The sequence below is a fragment of the uncultured Tepidimonas sp. genome (assembly GCF_938045175.1).
Classification (GTDB): Bacteria; Pseudomonadota; Gammaproteobacteria; order Burkholderiales; family Burkholderiaceae_C; genus Tepidimonas.
This window is the reverse complement of record NZ_CALIND010000027.1, coordinates 1-4958: the sequence shown is the minus strand read 5'-3', so window position 1 is coordinate 4958 and position 4958 is coordinate 1. Positions and strand designations below refer to the sequence as shown.

Here is a 4958-nt window from a genome sequence, read left to right as displayed (position 1 = left end):
CCATGTCGAGCAAGACGGCGCCCGTGGCCTGGCGAGCGATCTCGCCGGTCTCCATCGTGACCGTGTGGCGGCCCCATTGGAAGGTCTTGGTGTGCTTTTGGAACAGGCTCATGTGCAACTCCTGGGAGGGGGGACCCGCAGCCCAGAACACGATGCCATTCCAGCGCCGCTGCGTATCAGCACATCGGCGTTGGAATGACACAGCTTCGCTCTGCGCCGCTCGGGTCGTTGAAAAAGGAAGGGAAAACGGGCGGACGAACGCAAAAAGCGCCCCGGGCCGATGACCGACCCCGGGCGCTTCCGTGCAGGATGGGCATCCACCCGTTGGCGGGGATGTGGCGCCTGGTTACTTGCGCAGACCCAGCTTCTGGATCAGCGCGACGTAGCGGTCGGCGTCCTTGGCCTTGAGGTAGTCGAGCAGCTTGCGACGGCGGCTGACCAACTTGAGCAGACCGCGGCGGCCATGGTGATCCTTGGCATGCGTCTTGAAGTGCGGCGTCAGCTCGTTGATGCGGGCAGTCAACAGCGCCACCTGCACCTCGGGACTACCGGTGTCGTTGGGGCCGCGGGCGTTGTCGGCGATGACCTGGGCTTTGATGTCAGAGGAGATCATGGGATGTCGAAAAGAAAATGGACATGCGTCCCGCCGCAGGTGGACGCCCAATACCGCCAACGATGAGGGTCGACGCTGGACGTTTTGCCGCAGCGGGCGTGAGTTTGCCCCACCACGAAGGCAGAGCAGCGTAGGATTATAACCGGCGCGAGCCCGCCGTGGGGCGTGTGTCAACCCAAAGTAGAAATGTCCCCATTCTTACCAAGTCGAGATGTCCCCTGCGGTGGGGACCGTCTCACTTGCGCAGGGACGGCACTGCCAGGGCACCGCCCGTGACGGGCCGCGTTGCCCATCACTCGAATGGCGACGCTATACTGATATAGCATTCCAGATCAGGAGTACCCACATGCTTGCCATCCGACTCCCCCCTGAGGTGGAAGCTCGCCTCGACGCGCTAGCGAAGGCTACCGGGCGCACCAAGACGTTCTACGCCCGCGAGGCCATCCTAGAGCACCTGGACGATCTAGAAGACCTGTACCTCGCCGAGCAGCGACTGATCGACCTGCGCGCTGGCCGCAGCCGTACCCACACCTTAGAAGAAGTGGAGCGCGACCTTGGCTTGGCGGATTGAGATCGACGACAAGGCCAAGCGCGACTTGGCCGATCTGGACAAGACGCAGGCGAAGCGCATCACGGCGTTTTTACGGGAGCGCGTTGCGGCACTCGATGACCCACGCAGCATCGGCGAAGCGCTCAAAGGCTCCAAGCTGGGCGCGTTCTGGAAGTACCGCGTCGGCGACTACCGGATCATTGCCAGTATCGAAGACGGCGCTTTGCGCGTGCTGGTGGTGCGCATCGGCAACCGCAAGGAGGTTTATCGATGACGGCCATCGACACCACGCCGTGCCCGACCTCAGGGGCACAAGCCGAGCAACGGCAAGCGGCAAGAACGTACTGACACCGCGCGCCTACGGCCGCACCATGCGGCAGGTGTGGGGCTGCTCGGCGGCGTCGGCCTCCAGCCGCTTGAGCACGCGAAACCCGTAGCCTGACCCCTCCACGTCGAACGGCACGCCCGGCGCGCCTTGCCGGTCCATGATGGCCACCATCAGTGGCTGCTGGGCTTGGTGGTCGTCGGCGCGCATGCGCAGCCGCTGCCCCGCGAGCGTGACGTCGGCCTGCTCCAGCGCGCGCGCCACGGGCAGCGCCGCGGGCTGTGCCGTCCCCACAGCGCCCGACACCCGGGCCGCGCGCTCGATGGCTTGCGCCAGCGCCTCGATCATGAGCTGCATACGCAGGTGCACATAGTCGTCCGCCGGGTTGGGAAAGCGCTCGCGGAACGACTCGTAAAACCGGCGCGACTCCGCACCCGGCGCGTTGGGGAACCAGTCGGCCACGGCGATCACCTTGCCGATGCCGGCGTCGCCGATGGCCGCCGGCGCGCCGAGCGCGTTGCCGTAGAAGGTGTAGAACTTGCCCTCATACCCCAGATCGCGCGCCGCACGCACCAGCAGCGTCAGGTCGTTGCCCCAGTTGCCGGTGATGACGGCCTGCGCCCCACTGGCCTTGATCTTGGTGACATAGGGGATGAAGTCCTTGATGCGCGCCATCGGGTGCAGCTCCTCGCCGACGATGCGCACGTCCGGGCGTTGCAGGGCGAGCTGGCGCTTGGCCTCGCGCAGCACGGCTTGGCCGAAGCTGTAGTCCTGCCCGATCAGGTAGACGCTGCGCACGCTGGCATCGTCCTTGAGCACGCTCATGAGCGCTGCCATGCGCATGTCCGCGTGGGCGTCGAAGCGGAAATGCCAGAAACTGCAGCGCTCGTTGGTCAGGACCGGATCGACGGCCGAGTAGTTCAGGAACAGCGCCTGGCGCTGGGGTTCGCGCTCGTTGTGGCGGTTGATCGCCTCGATCAGCGCCGCCGCCACCGCCGACGAGTTGCCTTGCGCCACGAGCGTGATGCCATCGTCCAGCGCCGATTGCAATGCCGACAGCGCCTCCTGCGGCTGGCCCTTGCTGTCGTAGCGCACGATTTGCAGTGGCCGGCGCACACCTGGCGCCACCTCGACGCCGCCACGGGCATTGACGCGCTCGGCCCCCCACACCAGATTGCGAAACACCGCCTCGCCGGCGTTGCCCATCGGGCCCGACAGCGTCTCGATGAGGGCGAGGCGCACCGGGGCCGCCGCGCGCGTGGCAACGCCCTGCGCCGCGACCGCGCCCGCCCAACCCGTCAGCAGCGCAGCCCCCGTGCTCATGATCCACCGGCGCCGATCCCACCTTGTTTCCTGTTGCATGTCCGTCTGTCCTCGATGATGGTCATTCACCCGCCGCGGCCGCCCACCCACTCTCAGCTCGGGCGGCCGCGGAACGCAGGCGGGATTGTAGCGGCAAATCGCGATGATAATTCATAATTACGAGCGGGTGAGAAAAACCCCGCCCGCCATGATGCCCGGCCGCCGCGCCATCAGTGGTCCGTACCGACCACTGTCACCGCCTCCAGCGGCCAGCGCGGGGCGACGTCGAACGCCCCGTCGGCCGGGGCCAGCGGCGCCAGACCCGCCTGCCAACGCATCGCGGCAGCCAGCGCGATCATCGCGCCGTTGTCGGTGCACAGGGCGACCTCGGGATAGTGCAGCCGCCAGCCGTGACGCGCGGCTGCCTCGCCCAGCCGCTGGCGCAGGCGTTGGTTGGCGCCGACGCCACCGGCCACCACCAAGCGCTGCAGCCCCGTGGCACGCAATGCCGCCACCGACTTGTGCACCAGCACATCGACGATCGCCGCCTCGGTGGCTGCGGCCAAGTCGGCCTTGCGCGCGTCGAGCGCAGGCCCCAGCTTGCGCGCCTGGGTCAGCACCGCCGTCTTGAGCCCGGCAAACGAAAAATCCAAATCCCCACTGTGCAGCAGCGGCCGCGGCAGAGCAAAAGCGTTGGGATCCCCTTCTCGTGCCAACGCCGACAGCGCCGGCCCGCCCGGGTAGCCCAAACCCAGCACCTTGGCCGACTTGTCGAAGGCTTCGCCCGCGGCATCGTCGATCGTCTCGCCCAGCAGGTGGTAGCGCCCTACCCCGTCCACGCGCATCAGCTGCGTGTGGCCCCCAGACACCAACAGCGCCACGAACGGAAACTCGGGGGGATCCGCGCTCAGAAACGGCGACAGCAAATGCCCCTCCAAGTGGTGCACGGGCAACGCCGGTACCCCCAGCGCCATCGCCATCGCCGCTGCCACACCCGCGCCTACCAACAGCGCACCCGCCAACCCCGGGCCGCGCGTGTAGGCCACGGCGTCGATCGCCTGCAGCGGCACCGCGGCTTGTGCGAGCGCCGCCTCGGTCAGCGGCAGCACGCGCCGGATGTGGTCGCGGCTGGCCAGCTCGGGCACCACGCCGCCGTAATCGCGGTGCATGGCCACTTGGCTGTGTAGCGCAGCCCCCAACAGGCGCGGCACCCCGCTCGCCTGGGCTTGCACCAGCGCGACACCGGTCTCGTCACACGACGATTCGATCCCCAAAAACAGCATCCGGCAAGTGTATGCGGGATCTACAATGAAGCTCACTTTGTTTTCGTTGCTGATGGGATCGTCGTCGAAAACGACAGAGGAGAGATTTTTTGATCCGCCCCTCACGCGCACTTCCGCAGATCGTGGCCGTCCTCGGTGCCTCGGCCGGGGGTTTGGAGCCGCTGCGTGAACTGGTGGCGGCGCTGCCCGCGGATCCGCGGCTGACGTGCATCGTCGCACAGCACATCGCGGCCGTGCAGCCCACGGCGCTCGTGCGCCTCTTGCAATCGGTCAGCAGCCTGCCGGTGGAGACACTCACCGATGGCGCGGCATTGCGTGGCGGCACGATCGGCGTGGTGCCACCAGGCCACCACGCCGAGATCGATACCGAACATCAGGTTCGGCTGTTGCCCAGCACCAACGGTCAGGGGCCGGCACCGTCGCTGGATCGGCTGCTGGCCAGCGCAGCGCGCACGCTTGGCCCACGGGTGGTGGCCATCGTGCTGTCGGGCACCGGGCAAGACGGCGCGGTGGGCGCGCGCGTGGTGCGCGAGATGGGCGGCGCGGTGTGGGCCGAATCGCCGACCGAGGCACCGTTTGCCTCGATGCCGCAAACCGTGGTCGAGAGGGGCCTGGCAGACCACGTGGACACCGCGGTGGCGCTGGGTCGCCGCCTGGGTCGGCTGCTGGCGGCGCGCCAAGCGGCACGCCCGCGCACGCCGCCCCCCACCGACGCCACCCTCGGCAGCGAGAAGGAAGCCTTTGGTGTGCTGCTGGCGCGGCTGAGCGACGGGACGGGGCTGGACTTGCGCCAGTACCAGGACGCCACGTTGCGCCGCCAGATCGAGCGCGTGATGCGCCAACAGGGCCTGACGACGCTGGCCCAGCTGCTCGACGCACTGGAGC

General features: G+C 67.8%; 6 protein-coding genes. 3 read left to right on the top strand and 3 right to left on the bottom strand.

What is annotated here, in order from left to right:
• Positions 1-346 precede the first annotated feature (346 nt).
• On the bottom strand, positions 347-613 hold the full coding sequence (gene rpsO, locus Q0716_RS01290) for a 30S ribosomal protein S15 (protein WP_299018831.1): 267 nt from the start codon (positions 611-613) through the stop codon (positions 347-349).
• Between the two features lie 346 nt (positions 614-959).
• Here rpsO and Q0716_RS01285 point away from each other — a divergent pair, with 346 nt between their 5' ends.
• Positions 960-1184 (top strand): DUF6290 family protein, encoded by a 225-nt coding sequence (locus tag Q0716_RS01285; RefSeq protein WP_299018829.1) that lies wholly within the window; start codon positions 960-962, stop codon positions 1182-1184.
• Positions 1168-1437 (top strand): type II toxin-antitoxin system RelE/ParE family toxin, encoded by a 270-nt coding sequence (locus Q0716_RS01280; RefSeq protein WP_299018826.1) that lies wholly within the window; start codon positions 1168-1170, stop codon positions 1435-1437. Before Q0716_RS01285 ends, Q0716_RS01280 begins: the two co-directional genes overlap by 17 nt.
• A gap of 84 nt (positions 1438-1521) precedes the next feature.
• Here the strand turns inward: Q0716_RS01280 and Q0716_RS01275 are convergent, their stop codons facing one another.
• Both Q0716_RS01275 and tsaD read right to left on the bottom strand, forming a co-directional pair.
• A complete protein-coding gene (locus Q0716_RS01275; RefSeq protein WP_299018824.1) occupies positions 1522-2850 on the bottom strand; it encodes a branched-chain amino acid ABC transporter substrate-binding protein in 1329 nt (442 codons plus the stop codon).
• Positions 2851-3020: 170 nt separating this feature from the next.
• Entirely contained in the window at positions 3021-4073 is a 1053-nt protein-coding gene (tsaD, locus tag Q0716_RS01270) for a tRNA (adenosine(37)-N6)-threonylcarbamoyltransferase complex transferase subunit TsaD (RefSeq protein WP_299018822.1), read from the bottom strand.
• 89 nt (positions 4074-4162) lie between these two features.
• Between tsaD and Q0716_RS01265 the strand changes: the two genes are divergently transcribed.
• On the top strand, positions 4163-4958 hold a 796-nt coding region (locus Q0716_RS01265), incomplete at its 3' end, for a chemotaxis protein CheB (RefSeq protein WP_299018820.1).

Bases quoted from the DNA above. Each gene is read 5' to 3' on its own strand.
- rpsO (WP_299018831.1), bottom strand. From the start codon at position 613: ATGATCTCCTCTGACATCAAAGCCCAGGTCATCGCCGACAACGCCCGC.
- Q0716_RS01285 (WP_299018829.1), top strand. From the start codon at position 960: ATGCTTGCCATCCGACTCCCCCCTGAGGTGGAAGCTCGCCTCGACGCG.
- Q0716_RS01275 (WP_299018824.1), bottom strand. From the start codon at position 2,850: ATGCAACAGGAAACAAGGTGGGATCGGCGCCGGTGGATCATGAGCACG.
- tsaD (WP_299018822.1), bottom strand. From the start codon at position 4,073: ATGCTGTTTTTGGGGATCGAATCGTCGTGTGACGAGACCGGTGTCGCG.